The following is a 1677-nucleotide window of genomic DNA, read 5'->3' as shown; positions in this document are numbered from 1 at the left end:
AGTGGCTGTTGTCTTTCCGGGCTTGAGTGCTGCGTTTCTGCTGTTCAGGCATGGGGTCGGCGGTCTCGGGGAGTGGTGACCTGTCGTGTCGTCGCGCTTGCTGGAGGTCGGGGATGCCGTCGGTCGTGGGGCTGCTGGAACAGCGTGAGCTGACCGCTCGCCGTCGTGTGGACGCGCTGCGGGAGGAGGCGGACCGTGTCCAGGCCGAGCTGGTCGTGGCCGAGCGGGAGTGGAACGAGTGGGTCATCGCCCGTTCACGCGTGGGCGAAGTGCTGTCCCCGGGCGAAGGAGACACCGCCGGCCCGGATGCCGCCGACGAGTCGTCGGATCGCGGTGAACCGCCCGCGCTGCCTGCATCTTCGCAGGCGGCGAAGCCGAAGTCGGTGGTGCCGATGTGGCGTGCGGGTCTGGCCCGATCGGCACTGTCGGCGGACTACCAGCGCATCGTGCAGGCTCTCGCGGACCGGGGCCGGCTCGGTCAGGGCCCGCTGACCTGCCAGGAAATGGCCGGCTGCTTCGGCCTGGACCCGGTGCCCGCGAAGATCGAGGCCTTGCGGTCGAAGGCGAAGCGGCTGACGGCGCGCGGGTGGCTGGCCGAGCCGGCGCCGGGCCGGTTCACGCTCGCGAAGGCCGTGGCCGGGCCAGGCGGCGGGTCATGAACATCGTCGCCGACCAGTAGACCATCGCCTCCGCGCTGCCGGTGGACCGTTCGAAGTCCCGCACGAGGCGGCGGCTTCGCATCAGGTGGGCGAAGAACCGCTCCACGATCCACCTCTTGGGCAGCACGACGAAGCCGCGCATGTCGTCACTGCGCTTGACGATGGCCAGGACCAGGGCGAGGACGGCCAGGCCGTACTCGACGAGGCTGCCCGTATAGCCGCCGTCGGCCCAGACCAGCGCCAGCCGGTGGTGCGCGGCGGCCACCTGGGCGAGCAGAACCTGCGCGGCGGCGCGGTCGCCGATGTCCGCGGCAGTGACCAGCACCCCCAGCAGCAGGCCGAGGGTGTCGACCACGGCGTGCCGCTTGCGGCCGTTGACCAGCTTGCCACCGTCGAAGCCGCGGCTGTCACGGCCGACGACGGCGTCCGCCTTGACCGACTGGGAGTCGATCACGCCCGCGCTCGGCTCCGGATCCCGCCCGGCCTGCTCGCGGACCTTGCGGCGGAGCCGGTCGTGGAACTCCCGGACCAGACCGTGGTCGCGCCAGCGGCGGAAGAACGCGTAGACCCGGTCCCATGGCGGGAAGTCGGCCGGCATGGCCCGCCACTTCGTTCCGTTGTCGACGAGGTAGCGGATCGCGTCCAACATCGGGCGGTGGCAGTACGCCTCCGGCTGCCCGCCCCGCCCGCGCAGCCAGCCCGGCACCGGTAGCAGCGGCCGCACCACCGCCCACTCCGCATCGGACATGTCGGTGGGGTAGCGGCGCGCACGGACCCCGTGGTCGGCGGCGTTCCCGAACCGGTGTGCCAGGCAGTCACACGCGGGAGTGACCGAAGTGGACCCCGCTCCCGCGATGCCGTAGAAATGCGACAACAGGGCCTCCTGGACCGCTCTTTGGCGTAGACACCCTTCGAGCTACCAAGAGGCCCTGCTTTCATGCACGGCGTCCGCCGGACTCACCCGATCGAGACTCCCGTTCGACCGGCACCCCTCAAGATCGGAACGACAACAGCCACT

At 71.0% G+C, this 1677-nt stretch carries 2 protein-coding genes; one reads left to right on the top strand and one right to left on the bottom strand.

Features of this window, described 5'->3' with window-relative positions; genetic code table 11:
- Positions 1-113 precede the first annotated feature (113 nt).
- On the top strand, positions 114-659 hold the full coding sequence (locus ABZ885_RS40725) for a hypothetical protein (RefSeq protein ID WP_360200193.1): 546 nt from the start codon (positions 114-116) through the stop codon (positions 657-659).
- Here the strand turns inward: ABZ885_RS40725 and ABZ885_RS40720 are convergent.
- Complete coding sequence (locus tag ABZ885_RS40720; protein WP_360200191.1) at positions 616-1407, bottom strand: IS5 family transposase; 792 nt, start codon at positions 1405-1407, stop codon at positions 616-618. The two genes, ABZ885_RS40725 and ABZ885_RS40720, sit on opposite strands and share 44 nt — an antisense overlap.
- Positions 1408-1677 lie beyond the last annotated feature (270 nt).

Source organism: Kitasatospora sp. NPDC047058 (assembly GCF_040643935.1).
In the GTDB taxonomy this organism is placed as follows: domain Bacteria; phylum Actinomycetota; class Actinomycetes; order Streptomycetales; family Streptomycetaceae; genus Kitasatospora.
The sequence above is the reverse complement of the archived record's forward strand: the minus strand, read 5'-3'. Positions and strand labels throughout refer to the sequence as shown.